This is a genomic window from Actinoplanes sp. NPDC051851, from assembly GCF_040681165.1.
Lineage (GTDB): Bacteria > Actinomycetota > Actinomycetes > Mycobacteriales > Micromonosporaceae > Actinoplanes.
Window position 1 is genome coordinate 33,414 of record NZ_JBFAYF010000032.1, and the last position, 21,008, is coordinate 54,421.

Genomic DNA, 21,008 nt, shown 5'->3' on the forward strand with positions numbered 1-21,008 from the left:
CCTTCACGCGGAGGTGATCTCACTGTTAGCCTCTTGCACATCAATTGCAACAACAAGTTCCTGGTATGAGGAGGTCTCGGTGTCCGTCACCCTGACGGCGGGCCGGGAGGACGAGGACCTTCTCGGCATCGGCGCCCAACGGCGCCGCACCGCGCTGTGGCTCACCGTCCTCACCGCGGCGCTCGTCGCGACGACGCTGGTCGCGGTCGGCACGGGGGCGATCGCGATCAGCCCGGTCACCGTGGCCCGGATCATCGGGAACCAGCTGGTCGGCGTGCCGGGCGAGGTCACCTGGACGCTGCCGGAGCAGGCGATCGTCTGGCAGGTACGGCTGCCGCGGGTGCTGCTCGGGATCCTGGTCGGCGCCGGGCTCGCGGTCTGCGGCGTCGCGCTGCAGGCGATGGTCCGCAACGTGCTCGCCGATCCGTACCTGCTCGGCATCAACTCCGGGGCGTCCAGCGGTGCGGCGGCCGCGATCCTGTTCGGAGCGGGCGCCGGGTTCGGCCAGTACGCGCTCTCGGCCAGCGCGTTCCTCGGCGCGCTCGCCGCGGCGCTGCTGGTCTTCCTGATCGCCCGCAGCGGCGGCCGGATCACCTCGATGCGGCTGCTGCTCTCCGGGGTCGCGGTGGGCTACGCGCTCTACGCGACCACGAGTTTCCTGATCTTCGCCTCGGGGTCGGCCGAGGGCGCCCGGTCGGTGATGTTCTGGCTGCTCGGCTCGCTGGGCCTGGCCCGCTGGGACGCGCTGCTGACCGTCGCCGCCGTGGTCATCGGCGGGACCATCGCGTACCTGACCGTCACCGGGCGGCGGCTGGACGTCCTCGCGGTCGGCGACGAGACCGCGCACACCCTCGGCGTCTCCCCGGACCGGTTCCGGATCCGGTTGCTCGTGATCGTCTCGCTCTGCATCGGCGTGCTCGTCTCCGCCTCCGGCAGCATCGGCTTCGTCGGGCTGGTCGTCCCGCACCTGGCCCGCCGCCTGGTCGGCGCCCCGCACGCCCGGGTCGTGCCGGTGGCCGCGCTGCTCGGGGCGATCCTGCTGGTCTGGGCGGACGTGGTGGCCCGGGTGCTGCTGGCCCCGCAGGAGATCCCGATCGGCATCATCACCTCCCTGCTCGGCGCACCCTTCCTGCTCGTCCTGATCCGTCGCATGCACGCCGCCGGCTCCTGAAAGGAACCCCTCCCCCATGAAGAAGGCCCTCCCCGTCCTCGCCTCGTTCCTGCTGCTGGCCGGGTGCGCGGACGACGCCGGGACGACCACCGCCGACGGTGGCTCCGCCGCCTATCCGGTGACCATCAGCAACTGCGGCACCGACGTGACCTTCGACAGCGAGCCGCAGCGGGTCGTGCTGCTCAAGAGCGCCGCCGTGCCGTACCTGCACGACCTCGGTGTGCTGGACCGGGTCACCGCCCGCGCCGGGGTGTACCCGGACGCGTACTACGACGCCGCGACGCTGGCCGAGCTGGCGAAGATCCCGCTGCTCACCGACAAGACCGACACCACCGGGCACCTGCAGATCTCCAAGGAGGTGGTGATCAGCCAGCAGCCCGATCTGGTGCTCGGCGAGGTCGACAACCTCTCCCGGGACACCCTGTCGGCGGTGGACATCCCGCTGCTGGAGGAGCCCGCGATGTGTGCGGACAGCACCGGGGCGCCGACCTTCGACGACATCTCCGCCCAGCTTCGCGCGTACGGGAAGGTCTTCGACGAGAAGGACGCGGCGGAGAGCGCGGTGACCGCCCTGCAGGAACGGCTCACGAAGATCAAGGAGGAGGCCGGAGCGGCCTCGGGGCGGACCGCGGCGGTGCTGTACCCGACGGTGGGCGGCGGCGTGACCTACGCCTACGGCACCGGGAGCATGGCGCATCCGCAGCTGGAGGCGGCCGGCTTCACCAACGTCTTCGCCGACACGAAGGAGCGGGTCTTCGAGGTCACCCTGGAGGAACTGCTCGGCCGTGATCCCGACGTCATCGTGCTGCTCTACAGCTCCGGCGACCCGGCCGCGGTCGAGAAGGCGCTGACCGACCTGCCCGGCGCGGACAAGCTCACCGCGGTGCGCAACGGCGACGTGATGACCCAGCTGTTCAACTTCACCGAGCCGCCGTCCCCGCTCGCCGTGGACGGCCTGGAGAAGATCGTGCAGCGGTTCAAGGCCACGTCGTGATCGAGGCGACCGGCGTCTCCTGGCGGTACGGCGCGACCCCGGTCATCAACGGCGTCGACGTCACCGCGCGGCCCGGTCGGGTGCTCGGGCTGATCGGGCCGAACGGCAGCGGCAAGACCACCCTGCTGCGCCTGCTCTACGGTGCCCTGCGCAGCCCGACCGGCCGGGTCGGCGTGGACGGTGACACGCTGCGGACGCTGGCTCCCCGGGAGGCCGCGCGGCGCATCGCCGTCGTGGTCCAGGAGTCCGGCGGCGAGAGTGCGCTGACCGTGGCCGAGACGGTGCTGCTCGGCCGCGGCCCGCACCTGTCGACGTTCCAGCGGGCCGGCCGCGCGGACCTCGCCGTCGCGGCGTCCTGCCTGGACCGGGTCGGCGCCACCCACCTGGCCACCCGGTCGTTCGCCGGGCTCTCCGGCGGCGAGCGGCAGCGGGTGCTGATCGCCCGGGCCCTGGCGCAGGAGGCCACCCACCTGCTGCTCGACGAGCCCACCAACCATCTGGACATCCGCTACCAGCACGAGGTTCTGGGCCTGGTCCGGGCGCTGGGCACCTGCGTGATCGTGGTGCTGCACGACCTGAACCTGGCCGCCCGCTACTGCGACGACCTGGTGCTGCTCAGCGGCGGCACGGTGGTCGCGGCGGGCACGGTGACCGAGGTGCTGGAGCCGGATGTGCTCGAACCCGTCTACGGCATCGGCATGCGCCGGGTCGACCTGGACGGGAATCTCCACCTGTTGTTCGAAGGAGTACTGACCCCATGACCGTGCAGGACCGCATCAACGAGTACTGGACCGGGCGGGCGCCCGCGTACGACGCCTACCAGCAGCGGCCCGAACGGCTCGCCGAGGACGACCGGGCCTGGGCCGAGGTGTGGGCGCAGGCCCTGCCGGAGGCGCCGATCGACGTGCTCGACGTCGGGACCGGCAGCGGGCACGTGGCGGTCACCCTCGCCCGTCTCGGACACCGGGTGACCGGGATCGACCTCTCCGAGGGGATGCTGGAACGCGCCCGTGCCTACCCGGGGCCGACGTTCCAGCTCGGGGACGCGGTGGCGCCGCCGTTCGCGGCGGGCAGCTTCGACGCGGTGGTCAGCCGGTACGTGATGTGGACGCTGCGCGACCCGGAGGCGGCGCTCGCCAACTGGATCCAGCTGGTCAAGCCGGGTGGCACGGTCGCGGCCGTGGACAGCACCTGGTTCCCGAACGGGCCGCAGAGCTTCTACGACGGCGAGATCTGGGCGACGCTGCCGCTGGCCGCCGCCTCCTCGATCAACCAGACCGCGACGGTGTTCGAGAAGGCCGGGCTCACCGGCGTCACCGTGACGCCGCTGACCAGGATCCACGCCCTCGACGAGAAGTACGGCGTCGCGGAGAACCACGTGGTCCAGATGCAGTTCCTGATCACCGGTCGTCGCTGACCGGGACTCGCCCGGCCGTGACGGTGGTGATGCCGTCGCCACGGCCGGATGGGTCAGGCCGCGGTGGAGCCGGGCTGTCCGGCGATCTCGGCCATCAGCAGGGTGAGCTCCTGGATGAGCTCGTCCATGCTCTGCCCGGTCTGTGACCGGATGAGGCTGAGGGCCAGCTCGGCGAGCAGGCAGAACCCGCGGGTGCGGGTGGTCTCGTCGCCCATGGAGACCAGGAGTTCCTCGGCGCCGGGGAAGTCACCGCGGTGTTTGGCCGCGATGACTCCCGCCGCTTGCTGCGCCACGAGGAAGACCGGCCCGGGGCCGGCCCCGGTCACGGGGCGAGGATGATCGGGTTCCCGGCCGCGCGGGCGGCGTCGAACCGCTTGGTGACGTCGGACCAGTTGACCAGGTTCCAGAGCCGGTCGACGTAGTCCGGGCGCACGTTCTTGTACTGCAGGTAGTACGCGTGCTCCCAGGCGTCGAAGACCAGGATCGGGGTCGACCCCTGGCCGACGTTGCCGTGGTGGTCGTAGACCTGCTCGACGATCAGGCGCTGGGACAACGGCTCCCATGCGAGGACGCCCCAGCCGGAGCCCTGCACGCCCTTGGTGGCGGTGGAGAGCTGCGCGGAGAACGCCTCGAACGAGCCGAAGTGCTCGATGATCGCCGCTTCGAGGTCGCCCTCCGGCCGATCGGCACTGCTGCCCGGACGCAGGTTGTTCCAGAAGATCGAGTGCAGCACGTGCCCGGAGAGGTTGAACGCCAGGGTCTTCTCCAGGCCGACCAGGGCCGAGTAGTCACCCTTGTCGCGGGCCTCGGCCAGCTGGTCGAGGGTGTCGTTGCTGCCCTTGACGTACGCCGCGTGGTGCTTGCTGTGGTGCAGCTCCAGGATCTGGCCGGACATGGCCGGCTCCAGCGCGCCGTAGTCGTAGGGCATGTCGGGAAGCGTGTATGCCGCCATCGCTACCTTCAGTTCCGCTAGTAGTTCGTTGTTGCCGTTCACTTGCAATAAACCAGATCCGACAGGAGTACGGAAGCATTTCCCATCGATGTCGCGCCATCAATTCCGGTCACGACGCGACCGTCAGATCGCGGAGCCGGACGAGCAGTTCCGCGGGATCGCCGGCGGCCCTGCCCTGCGCGGCGGCCGGGGTACCGCCACCGCGCCCGGCGAGCAGCAGCTTGACCAGGTCCGCCGCGGAGAGCCCGCGTTCCAGGCCGGCGGGGGTCACCGTGACGACGACGCTCGTGCCCGCGACGACGCCGATGACGCCGGGACGGTTGCCGAGCCGGTGACGGATCTTCTCGGCGAGGACGCGACCGTCTCCGGTGGTGGTGACGCCGACGTAGGCGGTGCCGCCGAGGTCCACCGCCTGCGCGGCGTAACTCTCGGCGTCCAGCTCCAGGAGCCGGTCGCGCAGGTCGCCGGCCTCGCGCTCCACCTGCCTCATCCGGGTCAGCAGGGCGGCGACCCGGTCCGGCAGCTCCTCGGGGCGGGCCTTGAGCTGGCCGGCGAGCCGGCCGACCAGATCTCGTTCCCGGGCCAGGTAACGGAACGCCTCGATGCCGGTGACCGCCTCGACGCGGCGCTGGCCGGCGCCGACCGAGGACTCACCGGTGATGGCGAGCGAGCCGATCTGGGCGGAGCGGTCGACGTGGGTGCCGCCGCAGAGCTCGCGGGACCAGTCGCCGCCGATCTCGACGACCCGGACGGTCTCGTCGTACGTCTCGCCGAACAGCGCGATGGCGCCCTCGGCGCGGGCCTGGTCCAGAGGCAGGTAGCGGACCCCGACCGGCAGGTCGCGACGGATCGCGAGGTTCGCGACCTCCTCGACCTCACTGCGGGTGGCGTCGGAGAGGCCACCGCGCCAGGCGAAGTCGAGCCGCAGGTAACCGGGCCGGTTGTAGGAGCCGGACTGCAGTGCCGTCGGCCCGAGCACGTGCCGCAGTGCCGCGTGCACCACGTGGGTGCCGGAGTGCGCCTGCCGGGCGCCGGTCCGCCACTCCGGGTCGACCGCGGCGTGCACGAGGTCCCCGGCCGCGATGGCGCCGTCGAGGATCCGGACGGTGTGCGCGATCAGGCCCCTGACCGGGCGCTGCACGTCGATGATCTCGGCGTGCAGGCCGGGTCCGGTGAGCATGCCGGCGTCGGAGTCCTGGCCGCCGCTCTCGGCGTAGAACGGGGTCCGGTCGAGGAAGACGGTGACCAGGCCGCCGGCGCCCAGCACGGCCAGCACCCGCGACTCGGTCTCCAGGGTCTCGTAGGCCAGCCACCGGGTGGGGCCGTGCTCGTCGAGGACGGCCCGGTAGTCGGAGAGGTCGGCGTGGCCGGTCTTGCGGGCCTTCGCGTCGGCCTTGGCCCGGGCGCGCTGTTCGGCCATCAGCGCCCGGAACCCGTCCGCGTCCACCGTGAGGCCCTGCTCGGCGGCGATCTCCACGGTGAGGTCGATCGGGAAGCCGTACGTGTCGTGCAGCTGGAACGCCCTGGCGCCGGGGAGCCGGGCGGCGCCGGACGCCTTGGTCTCGGCGATCGCGGTGTCCAGGATGGTGGTCCCGGCGCGCAGGGTGCCGAGGAAGGTCTCCTCCTCCGCGTACGCGGCCTGCGCGATCCGGTCGAAGTCGCCGGTGAGCTCGGGGTAGGAGGGCGCCATGCAGTCCCGGGCGATCGGCAGCAGCTCGGGCAGCGCGCGGTCGTGCCAGCCGAGCAGCCGCATGGCCCGGATCGCGCGGCGCATGATCCGGCGCAGCACGTACCCGCGGCCCTCGTTGCCGGGCGTGACGCCGTCGCCGATCAGCATCAGCGCGGTCCGCACGTGGTCCGCGACCACCCGCAGCCGCACGTCGTCCGGGTGGCTCTCGGCGGCGGCGCGGCCGGACCGCTTGCCGTACTGCCTGCCGGTCAGCTCGGCGGCGCGGGCCAGGATCGGGTGGACCTCGTCGATCTCGTACAGGTTGTCGACACCCTGCAGGATCGACGCGATCCGCTCCAGGCCCATCCCGGTGTCGATGTTCTGCTTCGGCAGATCGGCGACGATCCGGAACTCCTCCTTCGAGGCCACATCGGCGATCTCGTGCTGCATGAAGACCAGGTTCCAGAACTCCATGAACCGGTCCTCGTCGACCTCCGGACCACCCTCCTTGCCGTACGCCGGACCACGGTCGTAGTACAGCTCGGAGCACGGGCCCGCCGGGCCGGGGATGCCCATCGACCAGAAGTTGTCCTTCTTGCCGCGGCGCACGATCCGCTCGGCCGGCAGCCCGGTCTTCTTCCAGATCTCGATGGCCTCGTCGTCGTCGAGGTAGACGGTCGCCCAGATCTTCTCCGGATCGAGACCGAAACCACCCTGCCCGACCGGCTTCGTCGACAACTCCCAGGCGAGGGCGATCGCACCCGCCTTGAAGTAGTCGCCGAACGAGAAATTCCCGTTCATCTGGAAGAACGTGCCATGCCGCGACGTCTTGCCGACCTCATCGATGTCCGGCGTCCGGATGCACTTCTGCACGCTCGCCGCCCGTGGATAAGGCGGAGTCTGCTGACCCAGGAAGAACGGCACGAACTGCACCATGCCGGCATTGATGAACAGCAGGTTCGGGTCGGCGATCGCCGGCAGCGGCGCCGAGGGCACCACCGTGTGCCCGTTCGCCGCGAAGTGCGCCAGAAAGCGCCGCTTGATCTCCGCCGTCCGCATCAACGCTCCCCTTATTGCCCATAGTTTGCAACAGCATCATAGATGCATCAGAGCGCGATGATTCACTGGGCGGTGGGCGTACGCGAAAAGGGCCGGAACCGGAAGATCCGGTCCCGGCCCTCACGGGTCTTCGGGCGGCTACTCGCCGGAGGGCGAGAGGTTGGCGGACCAGCGCTCCTCGACCCGGCCGAAGCGCCAGACGGCGATCGCGATCAGCCAGGCGGCGACGAAGAACGCGACGATGCCGTAGCCGGCGTAGTCCAGCGGGATGGCGCCGATCGCGGCGAGCGGTCCGGTGGTGATGCCGGCCTGGTCGTCGAGGACGCCGATCAGCTCGACGGTGCCGATGATCAGAGCGACGGCGACCGAGATCGAGGTGATGGTGATGTTGTAGAAGACCTTGCGGACCGGCTTGGCGAAGGCCCAGCCGTAGGCGGCGTTCATGAAGACGCCGTCGATGGTGTCCATCAGGCACATCGCCGCCGCGAACAGGATCGGCAGCACCAGAATGGAGTAGAAGGGCAGGTTGAAGGCGGCCGCGCCGCCGGCCAGGACCAGCAGACCGACCTCGGTGGCGGTGTCGAAGCCGAGGCCGAAGAGCACGCCGATCGGGTAGATGTGCCACGGCTTGCGCACCGACTTCGTCAGGCCGCCGAGGAAGCGGTTCATGAAGCCGCGCTTGTTGAGCTGTTCCTCCAGGGCCTGCTCGTCGTAGACGCCGCGGCGCATCTCACGGAACACCCTGATCACGCCGAGCAGCACGACCAGGTTGAGGATGCCGAGGATCCAGAGGAACACCCCGGAGACCGAGGCGCCGATCACACCGGTGATCGAGTGCAGTTCGCTGCCGTCGTTCTCGACCTGCCCGGCGAGCGCCTTGACGCCGATCGAGAGCAGGAACGCCAGGCAGAAGACGATGGTGGAGTGGCCGAGGGAGAACCAGAAGCCGACCGAGAGGGGCTTGCGGCCACCGTCCTGGATCAGCTTGCGGGTGGTGTTGTCGACCGCGGCGATGTGGTCGGCGTCGAACGCGTGCCGCAGCCCGAAGGTGTAGGCGAGCACGCCGACGCCGACGGTGAAGACCGGATGGACACCGCCGAGGTGGAAGTGCTTCGGCACGACCAGGCCGAACAGGACCCCGAACCCGACGACGTGCAGCAGGACGATGAAGCCGGTCATGCCGCCGAGGGCGCGCCAGTCCTGGCGGGTCAGGCTCTGGCGGAACCGGGTGAGGCGGGACGCGGTGTCGGTCATGTCGGGGCTTCCTCCGCGGCTTTCTGGTCGCGGCGGCGAACCAGCCAGAAGCCGCCCGCGCCGATACCGAAAGTGATCAGCACGCCGGCGATGCCGGACAGGCCGGTCGACAGGTACTCGTTCTCGATGCCCTCGATGCCGTAGTCGGCGAGCGGGCTGTCGGCCATCTGGTGGGCCTGCTCCTGCTGAACCATGCAGGTGCCACTGACGATCTCGTCGGCCGCGTTGAAGACGCAGCCGTCGCGGGCGGTGGCGTCCAGGCCGTCCGGGCTGCCGGAGGCGAAGTTCGACACCACCCCGGCCAGCAGGAACGCGACCAGCAGCCCCGCGCCGATGAACCAGCCGAGCTTCCTGTTCATGCGGTGGCCTCCGCTTCGATCGTGACGGGCCTGCGGAACCTGCGGAGGGCGTACACCAGGTCGGGGCGGACCTTCGCCACGGTGATCACGGTGGTCGAGGCGATGATGCCCTCCCCGATGCCGATCAGCACGTGGACGCCGGCCATGGTGCCGGAGATGGCCGGCAGCGACAGGTCGGTGGTGCCGCCGAGGGCGTACTCGAGGACGAAGCCCTGCGACGCGACCGTGACGCTGACGATCGAGGCGATCAGGGCGGTCGCCCCGAGCGCGGCCGGTGTCTTCGGCAGGATCTTCACCAGGGCCACGACCAGCAGGTATCCGGCGGCCGTACCGATGATCGCCATGTTGGTGATGTTCAGGCCGATGGCGGTGAGGCCGCCGTCGGCGAAGAGCAGGCACTGGACGATCAGGACGGTGGAGACGCAGAGCGCGCCGACCCACGGGCCGACCAGGATCACCGCGAGGGTGCCGCCGAGCAGGTGACCGGAGACGCCGGGCAGCACCTGGAAGTTGAGCATCTGCACGGCGAAGATGAACGCCGCGACCAGACCGGCCATCGGTGCGAGGCGGTCGTCGAGGTCGGCGCGGGCCTTCCACACGCAGACCGCCAGCACCGCGGCGGCGAAGACGATGAACACGACCGAGACCGGTCCGCTGATGATGCCGTTGGAGATGTGCATCGCTCGCACATCCATGACGCCTCCCCAGGATGCGGGGGAGCCGTTGCTCCCGCTCGCGCAGAGCATATGAGAACACGTCGTTATTGCAAATAACTGGCAGGTAGTGAGATTCACCCGACCCTAATGCCAGTCAGTTGCAGGTGCATATAGTGTGCAGCAATGTCGAACGCCCGGGGCACCGTACGCCCGATCACCTACTACGGCGAGAGCGTGCTGCATCGTCGTTGCGCCGATGTGACCGTCTTCGACCAGACACTCGCGGACCTGATCGACGACATGTTCGCCTCGATGTATGCGGCGCAGGGTGTCGGGCTGGCCGCCAACCAGATCGGCGTCGACGCGCAGGTCTTCGTCTACGACTGCCCGGACGCCGACGGCATCCGCCAGGTCGGCCACCTCGTCAACCCGGTCCTGGAAGCTCCGTCGGCGTTCGCCGGCGTCGACGACGGCGACGAGGGCTGCCTCTCGGTGCCCGGCCCGCGCGCCTCGGTCCCCCGCGCGTCGCTGGCCACCGCCGGCGGCGTGGACCGCGACGGCAAACCGATCACCGTGACCGGCACCGGCTACTTCGCCCGCTGCCTGCAGCACGAGACCGACCATCTCAACGGTCTGCTCTACGTCGACCGGCTCCCGGAGAAGCAGCGCGACGTGCTGCTGCGCGAGGCCGGGCTGCGCTGAGCATGCCCCTCGTCCTCGGCATCGAGACCTCCTGCGACGAGACCGGCGTCGGCCTGGTCCGCGACGGGGTGCTGCTCGGCGACGCGCTCGCCTCCAGCATGGACGAGCACGCCCGGTTCGGCGGCGTGGTGCCCGAGATCGCCGCCCGGGCACACCTCGAAGCCCTCCCGACGATGGTCCGCACCGCTCTCCACCGGGCCGGGGTGGCCTTCGCCGACGTCGAGGCGGTCGCGGTCACCGCGGGGCCGGGACTGGCCACCGCCGTGCAGATCGGCCTCGCCGCGGGCAAGGCTTTCTCGCTGGCGCTGGGCGTGCCGCTCTACGGGGTGCACCACCTGGCCGGTCACGCCGCGGTCGACACCCTGGAACACGGCCCGCTGCCACCGCGCTGCGTCGCGCTGATCGTGTCCGGCGGGCACACCTCGCTCCTGCTGCTCGGCGACCTGGCCCGGGACCCGATCGTGCACCTCGGCGACACCCGCGACGACGCGGCCGGCGAGGCCTTCGACAAGGTCGCCCGGCTCCTCGGCCTGCCCTACCCCGGTGGGCCCGCCATCGACCGCGCGGCCGCGGACGGCGACCCGGAGGCGGTCCGCTTCCCCCGCCCGATGACCGGGACGTACGCCTTCTCCTTCGCCGGGCTGAAGACGGCCGTGGCTCGCTGGGTGGAACGGCACCCCGGGCCGCTGCCGGTCGCCGACGTGGCCGCCTCGTTCCAGGAGGCCGTCGCGGACACGCTGTCCCGCAAGGCCGTCGCCGCCTGCCTCGACCACGGGGCGGACACCCTGCTGATGGTCGGCGGTGTCGCCGCCAACAACCGGGTCCGCGCGCTCACCGCCGCGCGCTGCGCCGAGGCGGGCATCGTCCTGCGCGTGCCGCGACCGGCGCTGTGCACCGACAACGGCGCCATGATCGCCGCCGTCGGTGACCTGGTCGCCCGCGCGGGCCTGGCGCCCAGCCCACTGACGCTGGGCATCGACCCGAACGCCGTACTGCATGGTGCACTCCTGCCGGCCGGTGATCGGTGAGCCACCGAGGAATCCGATCCGGTCGACCTCTGCCGTCGGGTGGAGAGCCTGGACGGCACGGTCACGCCCTCCGGCGGCAGTCCGGGCAGTGACCTGTCACCACCGGGCCGACGGTGAAGCCGGCCTGGTCGGCCTCCCGGGCCAGCGCCGTGGTGACGGCCCCGCTGAGCGGCGTCGTCACGCCGCACCGCACGCACTGCAGCACCGGGTCCTGAGGGCCGGCGAGCCGGTAGCCGACCGAGCTCCCGCAGGGCACCGGATACGCCACGCCGGCCGCACTCAGGCGGCGCAGCACTCGGTGGACGGTGACGATGTCGCAGGTCTCGCCGGTGGCGATCAGCCGGTCGTGGATCGCTCGCGCCGTCATGCCGCGGCTGCCCTGGAGCACGGCGAGCACCGCCCGGCTGGCCGCGGTACGGCGGAATCCGCGCGCTCCCATCAGTGTAAACGCGGCCTCCTGGTCGAACATCCGTGTCCTCACAGGTCCAAGTTATGGATTGTCTATGAGTACGTTAGCGGCTTATTGCAAAGGGTAGGCAACTAGGAAAGGATTGCATCAGGTCCGGCGCCACTCCGTGCCGTTCCTGTGATGAGGATGAAGGGTGTCCCGGGCGCCACCGGGGCACCCTTGCCCTCAGCCGGTGACGGTGACGGCCGTGCCGTCGGTCGCCATGTCGGCGATGACGGCCTCGCCGGAGCTCGTCGCGGCGATCCAGGTCAGCCTCTGCTCGCCCGGCTCGGTGTCCGACGGGATGCGGCCGCGCAGGGTGAACGCGACGCCGTCGTGGCCGTCCACGCCCTCCCGTGTGCAGACGATCCGCCGCCACGAACCGATGGCGGTGGCGGCGAGCCCCAGGCGGTAGACCGGGCAGGACGACCACCCGTAGTCGCGGGCGTACACGTTGGTGATCGTGACGGTGTAGGTGAAGTCATGTCCGCGGCGGAGGACGGCGGGTGCCTCGACGGTGGCGTTCAGGGCGGCGTACAGCATGGGCGGTTCGACGAACCACTCGCTGACGGCGGCGCCGCAGACGCCGGTCAGGGTGCGGGAGGCGGGCAGCGGGATCGTCTCGGTTCCGGTGGTGACCGTCAGTTCACGGTACGACCGCGGCTCCTCCCCGGCGGCGCACGGGGTGCCGCGGACCTCCAGCCGGGCCGTCTCGCCCGGGTCGACGGTGGCCGGGAACTGGCGCGGGACGCGCGCGTCGAGCGCACCGGCGGCACCGGCGGCACCGGTGGGGATCGGCGCGGACTCGCCGGTCACGGTGTCGACGCCGGACAGCAGCGGCGTGCCGGACAGGGTGCAGCGCTCGCTGTTGCGCGGGCGCAGCGCGAGCCCGGTGGACCGGCCCCACGGCGCGGACCGGACGATCCACTCCATCGCGCCGGCCTGGTCGAGCCGGCACGCCTGCCGGGCGTCGCGCGGGGAGCGCCGCAGGATCCGCGGTTCGCCCACCGGCTCGGCGGCGGCGACCGTACTCGACGGCGACGAGTCGCGGGTGACGAGACCGATCCCGGCGGCGGCCGCGCCGACGACCAGGACCGCGGCGACGGCCGCTCCCCCGAGTGTCTTCGCATCGATCCTCATCGCCCAGGCAGGGTACCGGCCTGGATCAATGCGGTTGCGGCGGTTCGTACTTCTCGCAGCCCTCGCTGTCGGCGACCTTCTCCAGCAGCCGTTCCAGCTGGGCCCGTTCGTCGAGGCTGAGCGCCGCGAACAGGTCGTCGTCCGCGCCGTTCAGGATCGCGTCCACCTCGGTCAGGGCGGACGTGCCCTCGGGCGTGATCGTGACGACGTGCCGCCGGCGGTCCGCGGGGTCGCGCCGCCGGGCGAGCAGGCCCAGCCCCTCCAGCTCGTTGAGGACCGAGACCAGGGCGCTCGGGTCGACGCCGAGCAGGTCGATCAGCGACTGCTGGCTGACCGGCTCCTTCGCCACGCGGGTGAGCGTGAAGACCGAGCGCAGGGTGAGGCCGCGGACGGCGAGGGCGTTGCGGACCCGGGCGCTGGCGACCGCGCCCCGGCCCGCCAGGAGCACACCTAACTGCATGTCGTTCATCATACCCACCCCCGATTGTATAGCCGGAGTAATCGTTGTACTGTTCCAACGATTACTCCGGCTATACAGTTTTGAGGTCACCATGTTTTCTGCCTACGTCGTGGCCGCCGTCGTGTACGGCGCGCTGGTCACCGCCACCGCCATCGCCAAGATCCGGGGAGTGGAGCGGGTCGTCGCCGGGCTCACCGCCGCGGGCGTACCCGGGAAGTGGTTAGTGCCGTTGGGTCTTCTCAACCTCGCCGGGGCGCTCGGCCTGTGGATCGGCATCGGCTGGCGGCCCCTGGGGATCGCCGCGGCGACCGGCCTCGTCCTCTACTTCGCCGGCGCCGTGATCACCCACCTTCGGATCCGCGACACCCGGGGCCTGCCGGTGCCGGCGCTGCTCCTGGCCCTCGCCGCGATCACCCTGACCCTGGCCGTCGCCTCGGCCTGAGCCGGCCCGGCCCCTGCGCGCCGCGCGGAGCAACCGGTCAGCGGTAGGTGAGCAGCGCCGGCCGGTCCTCCAGGTGCGTGTGCTCGTTGTACGTGGAGAGGGAGAGGCCGCGGCTGCCGGAGATCACCTTGGTCACGCCGGTGTTGACGGTGACCCGGTTCAGGGCCGACCACAGGGGTGCCGTCCCGGCCGAGTCGCCGACGGTGAGCAGGGCGGCGGCCATCGCGATCGGGCCGCCCGAGCTCACCGCCACGATCTCCCGGTGCTCGGCGAGCAGGGCACGCGCCCGGTCGAGGACGGCCGCCACGCGTGCGCGGAAGGCGGCGAAGCTCTCGGCGTACTGTGAATCGAATCTGCCTGAGGACCAGCGCAGCGTCGCCTCCTCGAAGATCTGCTGGAAGGCGCGGTCGGGGCGCTCGAAGCGGCCGATCTCGGCCATCATCGCGGTGCGGTCACGGAAGAGCGGCCGGTGGATCTCGACGACGTGCTGGAAGTCGAACTCGTTCCAACCCTCGTCGACGATCTCCGCAAGCGCGGTGCCGAGGCCGTCGAGCAGACCGGCGGCCGTCTCCGCGTGGCGGCGCATCGTGCCGCGCAGCAGCAGGCCGGGGCGGACGCCGCGCGCCACGAACGAGCGACCGAGCGTGCGCGCCTGCTCGTGGCCGAGCTCGGAGAGCGCGTCGTAGTCGTCGGCACCGAACGACGCCTGACCGTGCCTGATCAGCAACAGACGGGGCATGTCACACCATCTTCCGTACGATCGAAAGCGGTAACAGTCGCATCGCCATACTGATCGGCACCCACGGCCAGGCGGGCACATAGGCGGTCGCCCGGCGCTTCTCGATCGCGGCGACCATCGCGCGCACCCCGGTCCGGGTGTCCACCATGAACCTGGTCCGCTGCTGGACGCGCTCGTTCATCTCGGAGCGGATGTAGCCGGGGAAGACGGCCGAGACGTCGACGCCGGGGATACGCTCGGCGCGCAGGCCCTCGGCGATCGCGGCGATGCCGGCCTTCGTGGCGGCGTACGTGGTCATCGACCGGCGCATGCCGCGCAGCGCGGAGACCGACGAGATCAGCACGAGGTGGCCACTCCCCTGGGCCCGGAAGATCTCCAGCGCGGCCTCGGCCTGGGCCAGCGCGCCGACGAAGTTGACCATCGCGGTGGCCCGGTTGGCGTCGAAGCGGCCGGTGCCGAGCGGCGCGCCCTTGCCGAGCCCGGCGTTGACGACCACCCGGTCGATCCGGCCGAACTCGGCGGCGAACTCCCGGAACACCCGGAACACCGCCTCGTCGTCGGTGACGTCGAGCCGCCTGACCACGGTCCGGACCGGCAGCTCGGCGCGCAGCGCGTCGAGGCGGTCGACACGGCGCGCACAGAGCGCGAGGTCGTACCCGAGGGCGGCGAACTGCCGGGCCATCTCCTCGCCCAACCCGGCGCTGGCCCCGGTGATCAGGATGACGCCGCGGCTGCTGATGCTCATCCGCACACCGTAGTGGGTACCCGGGCGGGCCTGCTCCGCCTGTTCGTCCACCGATCCCGTCATCCCGGTGAGGTATCCGCGGCTCGGTGTCACCGCCGGACGACCACCACCACGACGGCCTCGGAACTGGAGCGCTTCTCGGCCGGCCTCGACGCGTCCCTGGCGGCGCCCACCGCCATCGACTGGAGCTGGTCCTTCGGCCCGCTCACCTTCACCGTCGAGATCGACCTCGCCCAGGAGGTGCTGGTTCTCAAGGGCACGGTCTTCGGCTACACCTTCGCCGACCTCGAGCTCAACGCCGGAAACCCCTCGGGCATTTCGAACTGGACCTCGTCATCATCGACGTCCAGGGCACCGTGACCGTGGACTGGGCCCAGAAGACCCTGACCGTCGCGGGCTCCTACAAGCTCCCGTTCCGGTCGCCGGTGTATTTCCAGCACACCTTTTCGTTCTGATTCGAACCGGCGCTGAAAAAAGGGGGAGGTTCGTGATGAGCGAATCCACCGGAAAGCGATGGATCGCCGCCACCGCGGTGACGGCCTGTTCGGCGGGAATGTTCACGACATTCGCCATCACGAACCTCTCCGCGACCCGGGTGACGCCGGGCGACGGCCACATGTCCGGCGAGAGCAGCGGGCGGAGTGGTACGACTCCGCCCCCGAAATGCCACCCGCGGTGCCACGACCGTGCTCCCGGCGCTCCGTAGCGTCGTTGCGGCAGGTCACCACGGGAGGGACACCGGCATGATCGAAGTGCGACAGGTCGTGAAGACGTACGGGACCAAAACCGTCGTCGACGGCCTCACCTTCACCGCAAGACCCGGGGAGGTCACGGGTTTCCTCGGGCCGAACGGCGCCGGCAAGTCCACCACGATGCGGATGATCGTCGGTCTGGACCGGCCGACCTCCGGCGAGGTGCTGGTCAACGGTGCCCGCTACGCCGAGCACGTCGCGCCGCTCCAGGAGATCGGCGCGCTGCTGGAGGCCAAGGCGGTGCACCCCGGCCGGTCCGCGGTCAGCCACCTGCTGGCGCTCGCGCGTACGCACGGCATCCCGCGCTCCCGCGTCGACGAGGTGATCGAGTTGGCCGGGCTGACCAGATCACCCTCGGCGTCTCCGCGTTCCTGCTGGTCGCGATCGGGCTGATCGCGTCCGCCAACGTCGAGGCGGACCCGGTCAGCCTCGCGCTGGCCGGTGCCACCCTGGCCTCGCTCGCCGTCGGTGTCCTCGGCGCGCTGCTGGCCGCGGGCGAGTACTCGACCGGCATGATCCGCTCGACGCTGACCGCGGTGCCGTCCCGGCTCCCGGTGCTCTGGGGCAAGGCGCTGATGGCCGGTGGCAGCGTGTTCGTGCTGATGACCGCCGGCGCGTTCGTCTCGTTCCTGCTCGGTGCGGGCCTGCTCTCCGATGCGGTCACCGCGCTGGGCCTCGGCGACGACGGTGTGCTGCGCAGCCTGCTCGGCGCCGGCCTCTACCTGGGCCTGGTCGCGGTGCTCGGGGTGGCCCTCGGCGTGCTGGTCCGCTCCAGCGCGGGCGCGATCGCCATCCTGGCCGGCACCCTGCTGATCCTGCCCGGCCTGGTCATGCTCCTGCCGGGCTCGATCACCGACGTGATCACGAAGTACCTGCCCAGCGACGCCGGTGGCCAGATCATGTCGGTGACCCGGGCGGACGGCTCGCTCGGCCCGTGGACCGGGCTGGGGGTCTTCGCCGGGTACGTCGCGCTCACACTCGGCGCCGCCGCGTACCGTCTCGCGAAGACCGACGCCTGAGGCGAGAAACAGGGGTGCGGGCGGCCGAGCCGCCCGCACCCCTGCGACCGCGTGTCATCCGACGGCGCTCAGGAACTCCGAGTAGAAGACGCCCAGGCCGATCGCCACGCAGACACCCGCCAGGATCCAGAACCGGACCACGATGTTGACCTCGCTCCACCCGGCCAGCTCGAAGTGGTGGTGCAGCGGCACCATCCGGAAGACACGCTTGCCGGTGGTCCGGTACGAGACGATCTGGATCACCCAGGTGACCGTGATGATGACGAAGAGCCCGCCGATCAGGATCGAGAGCAACGTGGTGTGGGTCACCACCGCGAGCCCGCCGATCAGGGCGCCGAGCCCGAGCGCGCCGACGTCACCCATGAAGATCCGTGCCGGGGAGGTGTTCCACCACAGGAAGCCCACGCAGGCACCGGCGGCGGCCGCCGCGATCATCGCGACCTCGAGCGGATCACGGACCTGATAGCAGTAGCCGGTCGCCTGGGCGTACGTCTCGTCGGCGCACCAGTGCCGGTACTGCCAGTACCCGATCAGCGCGTACGCGCCGAGCACCAGGGTCGACGCGCCGGTGGCCAGGCCGTCCAGGCCGTCGGTGAGGTTCACTCCGTTCGACATCGCGGTGATCACGAAGACGAACATCATCACCGCGCCGATCTTGCCCACGTTCAGCCAGCTGATGTCCCGGATGAACGAGATGTTCTCGCTGATCACGGTCTCGCCGTTGGTGCTGGTCGCGTAGAGGGCCGCGATGCCGAACCCGGTACCGATGATCGCCTGGCCGAGCAGCTTCCCCTTGGCGGAGAGGCCGTCGGAGTTGCGTTTGCGGACCTTGAGGAAGTCGTCGATGAAGCCGACGGCGCCGCAGAAGACGAGCAGACCGAGCAGGACGAGAGCCGTCATGGTCGGCTTCTCCTGGGCGATCTGCCGCTCCGGCAGCGTGGTCAGCGCCAGGTGCCCGGCGACGTACGCGACGAGGGTCGCCACGATGAACGCGACGCCACCCATCGCGGGGGTGCCGGTCTTGCCGGCGCTGGAGGCGAGGCCGAGCGAACGGATCGGCTGGCCGGCCTTGAGCGCGGTGAAGACCCGGATCGCCAGCGGTGTGCTGAGCAGGGAGACGATGAACGCGACGGCCGCCGCGACGATGACCGCCCTCACGAACGAGCCTCCACGCCATTGGTGCCGAGTAGGTCAGAATCATCGATCACGGGGGATGATCTTGCCATCCGACGATAACCGAAGCGGCCCTGGGCCCACCGTTCCGCCACCCCGACTCACCGGTACGAGGTCATCGGCGGGGTCGGCACGATACCGTCACGTCGCGGTCGCCCACGGTGACCTACCGGAGGGCACGTCGCTCAGGTGGAAGCCGCCACGCTCCGCCCCGGCCGGTCAGCTCACCGCATCCCTCTCCACCACGTGACCGATGTCGGCGCCGGCACAGAGACGGTTCAGGGCTCCACACGCATGCCAACCGAGCCGAGGACGTCGAACTCCGCCACGAACTCGTCGCCCGCGGACATCGGGACGGCGGCGTGCAGCGCGCCGGTCATGACGAGGTGGCCGGCTTCGAGGGTCACACCCAGGGCACCCAACGTGTTGGCCAGCCAGGCCACCACGGCCGCCGGGTCGCCCAGGGCGGCCGAGCCCTTGCCGGCGGCGATCCACTCGTCGCCGCGGCGGAGGTGCATCGCGATGCCTGGCAGGTCGAGGCCCGCCGCCGGCACCGGGAGGTCGCCGATCACCACGGCACCGGCGGAGGCGAGGTCGGCGATGGTGTCGGCCAGGCGGATCCGCCAGTCGCGGATGCGGGAGTCGACGATCTCGATGCTGGCATACACCTCGGTGATGCTCCGCCGGGCCTGCTGGACCGTGATGCCGGGCCCGGTGAGGTCGGCGCCGAGCCGGCAGGCGATCTCCGCCTCGACTCGGGGCGCTGTGAACGCCTTCAGGGAGAGGGCGGAACCTGACCGGTGGACCGTCGAGGCGAGGACTGGACCGTAATCCGGGGAGTCCAGGCCGAACATCGCCTGCATCGGCTCGGAGGTGAGACCGGCCTTGTAGCCGGACACCCGCTCACCGTCGGCTTGCAACAGAGAGAGCAGCTCGCGCTGGATCGCGTAACCGTCGAGCGGCCCCAGTCCGGGCTCCGCGTCGGTGAGGGGCGCTATGGGCTGCCGCGTGGCGCGTGCTTCGTACAGGGAGCGCGCAAGCGTCCGCGCGGCTCCGCGGGGCAGCTGTCCCACGCCGGCCTCCTCTGCTCCAGCGGTCGCCCGGACCAGGGCAGCCGTGACGTCGTGCCGGCTCGCGGCAAATGCTTTTCGTGATGCCGTGGAATATCGATGGCCGCCGGTGGATGACACGTCCTTCGGCGAAGTATGCATGACGAATGATGACGGCGCAAGATAACTTCCGGCGATGGCCCGTCAGGATCGCTCAAGAGATTCCGCCGGGGCGGGTCTGCCACATCACGAAAACCGAACACAATTGATCATCGACAATCGCTGACAGACCGTCCGGTACGCCTGCTACCACGAATCCAAGCATCTCTCACGCCGTCGCATCTTAGCCATATCCATGCAGCTCAAGGCCGATATTGAGGGGCCTTGCCGAGTGGCTTCGACGGCCTTGACGTCCACTGTGTTTCATGCCAACATGGCCCTCGGCCATAGATCATATAGACGAAGCCAAAAGTAATCCTGGGGTCTTCAGCAAAGGACTGGGGTTGACCTCTCCAGCCAGGGGTGAATACACCCTCCACGCAACCGACAAGTCGTTTACCGAATACCTCGGCGCGCTCGGTGAAAGTGGGCGCTACGCCATACTTGATTTCGTTCCCGGCGCGTGAGCACCATTTCCGCAGACAACATCTGCACACCGTCGCTACCGCTGCCGACGGCCACCCGTCGCGTCCGGAGCAGCAGAGTCGTCACGCAACCGTCACGGCGGGACCGCTCCGACAGGCGGGACCGCGACTATCACGGGGAGCCCGAGGCACCATGACGAGTAAGTGGACGGCCGAGCCGGCCGCCGACCTGGCAGCGGTAACCGCCCTCTTGGAGATGGCGGAGAACCTGGGGTTGTCCGCCCTGTTGGACAGCGGTGACGCCTTCACCGCCGACGACGCCGCGACCGCCGCGCACATCCCGCGCCAGTCAGCGGTGTCTTTCCTGGAGGCGCTCGACGCTGCAGGACTGGCCGTCGCCACGGAACCGGAACACGCGTACACCGGCGCGGCGGAGCTGCCGGCGCTGCGCCACGCGGCCGGGTACGTCTCCTGGGCGATGACCGCGAACCGTCCGTACATCGACAACATCCACGACATCCTCAGCGACCCCAGCCGGGCACCGCAGAAGTACCGCCGGGACGGACGCCGGGTCGCCGTATCCTCACGCTGGATCGGGTCTCAGGGCTTCTACCAGGCGGCGTTCGAGGAGATCGCCGGGGCGAAGCCCCAACGGATCGTCGATCTGGGCGCCGGGGCAGCCGCACTCGTCATTCACCTACTGCAGACGCTGCCGGACAGCGACGGCGTCGCCGTCGACCTCAGCGACGCCGCCTGTGTGGAGGCGCTGCGGGCGGGGGAACGGGCCGGCGTCGCCGACCGGCTGAACGTCGTGAACCGCGCGATCGAGTCCCTGCCCGACGATCCGTCCCCCTTGGCCGGCGCCGATGTCATCCACGCCGGATTCGTCATGCACGACGTGGCGGGACGCCCGGAGGTACTGAACGCCATCCTGCGCGCGTGCAGAGCCTCACTGGCGCCGGGAGGCAGGCTCGTGATCAGCGACGCGGTGCCCTACTCGGCCAGTCCGCGGGAGCGCGCCTTCAGCAGCCTCTTCACCTACCTGCACGCTTCGTCGATGGGAGTCGCCCTGCCACCGCAGCCGCAATGGGAACAGGCCTTCCGCCGCGCGGGCTTCACCGACGTGGCCTGCCGCCCGATGCGCATGCCGACGAGCAGGTTGTTCGTCGTAGCCGGCTGAGTCCACCGCAGAAAGC

Annotated in this window: 24 protein-coding genes; 11 read left to right on the plus strand and 13 right to left on the minus strand. The window is 70.4% G+C overall.

The annotated features are described in order from the left end of the window. Nucleotides 1-79: 79 nt before the first annotated feature. Genes AB0M08_RS27560 through AB0M08_RS27575 form a run of 4 tightly spaced genes read left to right on the plus strand, consistent with a single transcriptional unit; the run spans nt 80 to nt 3,582 of the window. Entirely contained in the window at nt 80-1,171 is a 1,092-nt protein-coding gene (locus AB0M08_RS27560) for an iron ABC transporter permease (RefSeq protein ID WP_364499021.1), read from the plus strand. Nucleotides 1,172-1,187: 16 nt separating this feature from the next. Further along, nucleotides 1,188-2,165: an ABC transporter substrate-binding protein gene (locus tag AB0M08_RS27565; RefSeq protein WP_364499024.1), complete on the plus strand. Its 978-nt coding sequence runs from the start codon at nt 1,188-1,190 to the stop codon at nt 2,163-2,165. Next, nucleotides 2,162-2,926, plus strand: a complete 765-nt coding sequence (locus AB0M08_RS27570; protein ID WP_364499027.1) for an ABC transporter ATP-binding protein — start codon at nt 2,162-2,164, stop codon at nt 2,924-2,926. Before AB0M08_RS27565 ends, AB0M08_RS27570 begins: the two co-directional genes overlap by 4 nt. Further along, nucleotides 2,923-3,582 (plus strand): class I SAM-dependent methyltransferase, encoded by a 660-nt coding sequence (locus AB0M08_RS27575; RefSeq protein ID WP_364499029.1) that lies wholly within the window; start codon nt 2,923-2,925, stop codon nt 3,580-3,582. The genes AB0M08_RS27570 and AB0M08_RS27575 overlap by 4 nt, the downstream gene beginning before the upstream one ends. A 53-nt stretch (nt 3,583-3,635) precedes the next feature. Here the strand turns inward: AB0M08_RS27575 and AB0M08_RS27580 are convergent, their stop codons facing one another. From AB0M08_RS27580 to AB0M08_RS27605, 6 genes are all read right to left on the minus strand, one after another. Beyond that, nucleotides 3,636-3,908 (minus strand): superoxide dismutase, encoded by a 273-nt coding sequence (locus AB0M08_RS27580; protein WP_364499032.1) that lies wholly within the window; start codon nt 3,906-3,908, stop codon nt 3,636-3,638. Next, the gene (locus AB0M08_RS27585) at nt 3,905-4,534 is read right to left on the minus strand and encodes a superoxide dismutase (protein WP_364499035.1); all 630 of its coding nucleotides are present in this window, start codon (nt 4,532-4,534) and stop codon (nt 3,905-3,907) included. Before AB0M08_RS27585 ends, AB0M08_RS27580 begins: the two co-directional genes overlap by 4 nt. 109 nt (nt 4,535-4,643) lie before the next feature. Then, the gene (gene alaS / locus AB0M08_RS27590; RefSeq protein ID WP_364499038.1) at nt 4,644-7,262 is read right to left on the minus strand and encodes an alanine--tRNA ligase; all 2,619 of its coding nucleotides are present in this window, start codon (nt 7,260-7,262) and stop codon (nt 4,644-4,646) included. 138 nt (nt 7,263-7,400) lie between these two features. Then, entirely contained in the window at nt 7,401-8,516 is a 1,116-nt protein-coding gene (locus AB0M08_RS27595) for a HoxN/HupN/NixA family nickel/cobalt transporter (protein ID WP_364499041.1), read from the minus strand. After that, nucleotides 8,513-8,875 carry a PDGLE domain-containing protein gene (locus AB0M08_RS27600; protein WP_364499044.1) on the minus strand — a complete coding sequence of 121 codons (363 nt, stop codon included), beginning with the start codon at nt 8,873-8,875 and terminating at the stop codon, nt 8,513-8,515. The genes AB0M08_RS27595 and AB0M08_RS27600 overlap by 4 nt, the downstream gene beginning before the upstream one ends. Then, nucleotides 8,872-9,570, minus strand: a complete 699-nt coding sequence (locus AB0M08_RS27605; RefSeq protein WP_364499047.1) for an energy-coupling factor ABC transporter permease — start codon at nt 9,568-9,570, stop codon at nt 8,872-8,874. Before AB0M08_RS27605 ends, AB0M08_RS27600 begins: the two co-directional genes overlap by 4 nt. 144 nt (nt 9,571-9,714) lie before the next feature. On the opposite strand from AB0M08_RS27605, the gene def reads away from it, so the two are divergent. Together def and tsaD are read left to right on the plus strand one after the other, a co-directional pair. Beyond that, the gene (def, locus tag AB0M08_RS27610) at nt 9,715-10,233 is read left to right on the plus strand and encodes a peptide deformylase (protein ID WP_364499050.1); all 519 of its coding nucleotides are present in this window, start codon (nt 9,715-9,717) and stop codon (nt 10,231-10,233) included. Nucleotides 10,234-10,235: 2 nt separating this feature from the next. Further along, nucleotides 10,236-11,261: a tRNA (adenosine(37)-N6)-threonylcarbamoyltransferase complex transferase subunit TsaD gene (gene tsaD, locus AB0M08_RS27615; protein ID WP_364499052.1), complete on the plus strand. Its 1,026-nt coding sequence runs from the start codon at nt 10,236-10,238 to the stop codon at nt 11,259-11,261. 61 nt (nt 11,262-11,322) lie between these two features. Here tsaD and AB0M08_RS27620 read toward each other — a convergent pair whose 3' ends face one another. The 3 genes from AB0M08_RS27620 to AB0M08_RS27630 all read right to left on the minus strand — a co-directional run bounded on the left by AB0M08_RS27620 (nt 11,323) and on the right by AB0M08_RS27630 (nt 13,309). Next, complete coding sequence (locus AB0M08_RS27620; protein ID WP_364499055.1) at nt 11,323-11,700, minus strand: hypothetical protein; 378 nt, start codon at nt 11,698-11,700, stop codon at nt 11,323-11,325. Between the two features lie 195 nt (nt 11,701-11,895). Beyond that, the gene (locus AB0M08_RS27625) at nt 11,896-12,849 is read right to left on the minus strand and encodes a hypothetical protein (protein ID WP_364499058.1); all 954 of its coding nucleotides are present in this window, start codon (nt 12,847-12,849) and stop codon (nt 11,896-11,898) included. A 25-nt stretch (nt 12,850-12,874) separates the two neighbouring features. Beyond that, the gene (locus tag AB0M08_RS27630; protein WP_364499061.1) at nt 12,875-13,309 is read right to left on the minus strand and encodes a MarR family transcriptional regulator; all 435 of its coding nucleotides are present in this window, start codon (nt 13,307-13,309) and stop codon (nt 12,875-12,877) included. A gap of 91 nt (nt 13,310-13,400) precedes the next feature. Here AB0M08_RS27630 and AB0M08_RS27635 point away from each other — a divergent pair, with 91 nt between their 5' ends. Next, nucleotides 13,401-13,751 carry a DoxX family protein gene (locus AB0M08_RS27635; RefSeq protein ID WP_364499064.1) on the plus strand — a complete coding sequence of 117 codons (351 nt, stop codon included), beginning with the start codon at nt 13,401-13,403 and terminating at the stop codon, nt 13,749-13,751. A gap of 37 nt (nt 13,752-13,788) precedes the next feature. On the opposite strand, the gene AB0M08_RS27640 is transcribed toward AB0M08_RS27635, so the two are convergent. Together AB0M08_RS27640 and AB0M08_RS27645 are read right to left on the minus strand one after the other, a co-directional pair. Then, a complete protein-coding gene (locus AB0M08_RS27640) occupies nt 13,789-14,490 on the minus strand; it encodes a histidine phosphatase family protein (protein WP_364499066.1) in 702 nt (233 codons plus the stop codon). A 1-nt stretch (nt 14,491) separates the two neighbouring features. Continuing rightward, a complete protein-coding gene (locus AB0M08_RS27645; RefSeq protein ID WP_364499069.1) occupies nt 14,492-15,235 on the minus strand; it encodes an SDR family oxidoreductase in 744 nt (247 codons plus the stop codon). A 12-nt stretch (nt 15,236-15,247) separates the two neighbouring features. Between AB0M08_RS27645 and AB0M08_RS27650 the strand changes: the two genes are divergently transcribed. From AB0M08_RS27650 to AB0M08_RS27660, 3 genes are all read left to right on the plus strand, one after another. Further along, nucleotides 15,248-15,595 carry a hypothetical protein gene (locus AB0M08_RS27650; RefSeq protein WP_364499071.1) on the plus strand — a complete coding sequence of 116 codons (348 nt, stop codon included), beginning with the start codon at nt 15,248-15,250 and terminating at the stop codon, nt 15,593-15,595. Between the two features lie 383 nt (nt 15,596-15,978). Further along, nucleotides 15,979-16,380, plus strand: a complete 402-nt coding sequence (locus tag AB0M08_RS27655) for an ATP-binding cassette domain-containing protein (RefSeq protein WP_364499074.1) — start codon at nt 15,979-15,981, stop codon at nt 16,378-16,380. A gap of 119 nt (nt 16,381-16,499) precedes the next feature. After that, the gene (locus AB0M08_RS27660; RefSeq protein ID WP_364499077.1) at nt 16,500-17,006 is read left to right on the plus strand and encodes a hypothetical protein; all 507 of its coding nucleotides are present in this window, start codon (nt 16,500-16,502) and stop codon (nt 17,004-17,006) included. A 54-nt stretch (nt 17,007-17,060) separates the two neighbouring features. Here AB0M08_RS27660 and mraY read toward each other — a convergent pair whose 3' ends face one another. Next, complete coding sequence (mraY, locus tag AB0M08_RS27665) at nt 17,061-18,164, minus strand: phospho-N-acetylmuramoyl-pentapeptide-transferase (protein ID WP_364499080.1); 1,104 nt, start codon at nt 18,162-18,164, stop codon at nt 17,061-17,063. 293 nt (nt 18,165-18,457) lie between these two features. Then, a complete protein-coding gene (locus AB0M08_RS27670) occupies nt 18,458-19,252 on the minus strand; it encodes a fumarylacetoacetate hydrolase family protein (protein WP_364499083.1) in 795 nt (264 codons plus the stop codon). A gap of 753 nt (nt 19,253-20,005) precedes the next feature. On the opposite strand from AB0M08_RS27670, the gene AB0M08_RS27675 reads away from it, so the two are divergent. Further along, on the plus strand, nt 20,006-20,992 hold the full coding sequence (locus tag AB0M08_RS27675) for a class I SAM-dependent methyltransferase (RefSeq protein WP_364499086.1): 987 nt from the start codon (nt 20,006-20,008) through the stop codon (nt 20,990-20,992). The last annotated feature ends 16 nt before the right edge of the window (nt 20,993-21,008 follow it).

Excerpts from the sequence above, each read along its gene's own strand:
- AB0M08_RS27625 (WP_364499058.1), bottom strand. The coding sequence starts at position 12,849 with ATGAGGATCGATGCGAAGACACTCGGGGGAGCGGCCGTCGCCGCGGTC.
- AB0M08_RS27655 (WP_364499074.1), top strand. The coding sequence starts at position 15,979 with ATGATCGAAGTGCGACAGGTCGTGAAGACGTACGGGACCAAAACCGTC.
- tsaD (WP_364499052.1), top strand. The coding sequence starts at position 10,236 with ATGCCCCTCGTCCTCGGCATCGAGACCTCCTGCGACGAGACCGGCGTC.
- AB0M08_RS27600 (WP_364499044.1), bottom strand. The coding sequence starts at position 8,875 with ATGAACAGGAAGCTCGGCTGGTTCATCGGCGCGGGGCTGCTGGTCGCG.
- AB0M08_RS27675 (WP_364499086.1), top strand. The coding sequence starts at position 20,006 with ATGACGAGTAAGTGGACGGCCGAGCCGGCCGCCGACCTGGCAGCGGTA.
- AB0M08_RS27630 (WP_364499061.1), bottom strand. The coding sequence starts at position 13,309 with ATGCAGTTAGGTGTGCTCCTGGCGGGCCGGGGCGCGGTCGCCAGCGCC.
- AB0M08_RS27605 (WP_364499047.1), bottom strand. The coding sequence starts at position 9,570 with ATGGATGTGCGAGCGATGCACATCTCCAACGGCATCATCAGCGGACCG.
- def (WP_364499050.1), top strand. The coding sequence starts at position 9,715 with ATGTCGAACGCCCGGGGCACCGTACGCCCGATCACCTACTACGGCGAG.
- AB0M08_RS27660 (WP_364499077.1), top strand. The coding sequence starts at position 16,500 with ATGATCCGCTCGACGCTGACCGCGGTGCCGTCCCGGCTCCCGGTGCTC.
- AB0M08_RS27585 (WP_364499035.1), bottom strand. The coding sequence starts at position 4,534 with ATGGCGGCATACACGCTTCCCGACATGCCCTACGACTACGGCGCGCTG.
- AB0M08_RS27595 (WP_364499041.1), bottom strand. The coding sequence starts at position 8,516 with ATGACCGACACCGCGTCCCGCCTCACCCGGTTCCGCCAGAGCCTGACC.
- AB0M08_RS27645 (WP_364499069.1), bottom strand. The coding sequence starts at position 15,235 with ATGAGCATCAGCAGCCGCGGCGTCATCCTGATCACCGGGGCCAGCGCC.
- AB0M08_RS27635 (WP_364499064.1), top strand. The coding sequence starts at position 13,401 with ATGTTTTCTGCCTACGTCGTGGCCGCCGTCGTGTACGGCGCGCTGGTC.
- AB0M08_RS27565 (WP_364499024.1), top strand. The coding sequence starts at position 1,188 with ATGAAGAAGGCCCTCCCCGTCCTCGCCTCGTTCCTGCTGCTGGCCGGG.
- AB0M08_RS27620 (WP_364499055.1), bottom strand. The coding sequence starts at position 11,700 with ATGGGAGCGCGCGGATTCCGCCGTACCGCGGCCAGCCGGGCGGTGCTC.
- alaS (WP_364499038.1), bottom strand. The coding sequence starts at position 7,262 with ATGCGGACGGCGGAGATCAAGCGGCGCTTTCTGGCGCACTTCGCGGCG.
- AB0M08_RS27575 (WP_364499029.1), top strand. The coding sequence starts at position 2,923 with ATGACCGTGCAGGACCGCATCAACGAGTACTGGACCGGGCGGGCGCCC.
- AB0M08_RS27640 (WP_364499066.1), bottom strand. The coding sequence starts at position 14,490 with ATGCCCCGTCTGTTGCTGATCAGGCACGGTCAGGCGTCGTTCGGTGCC.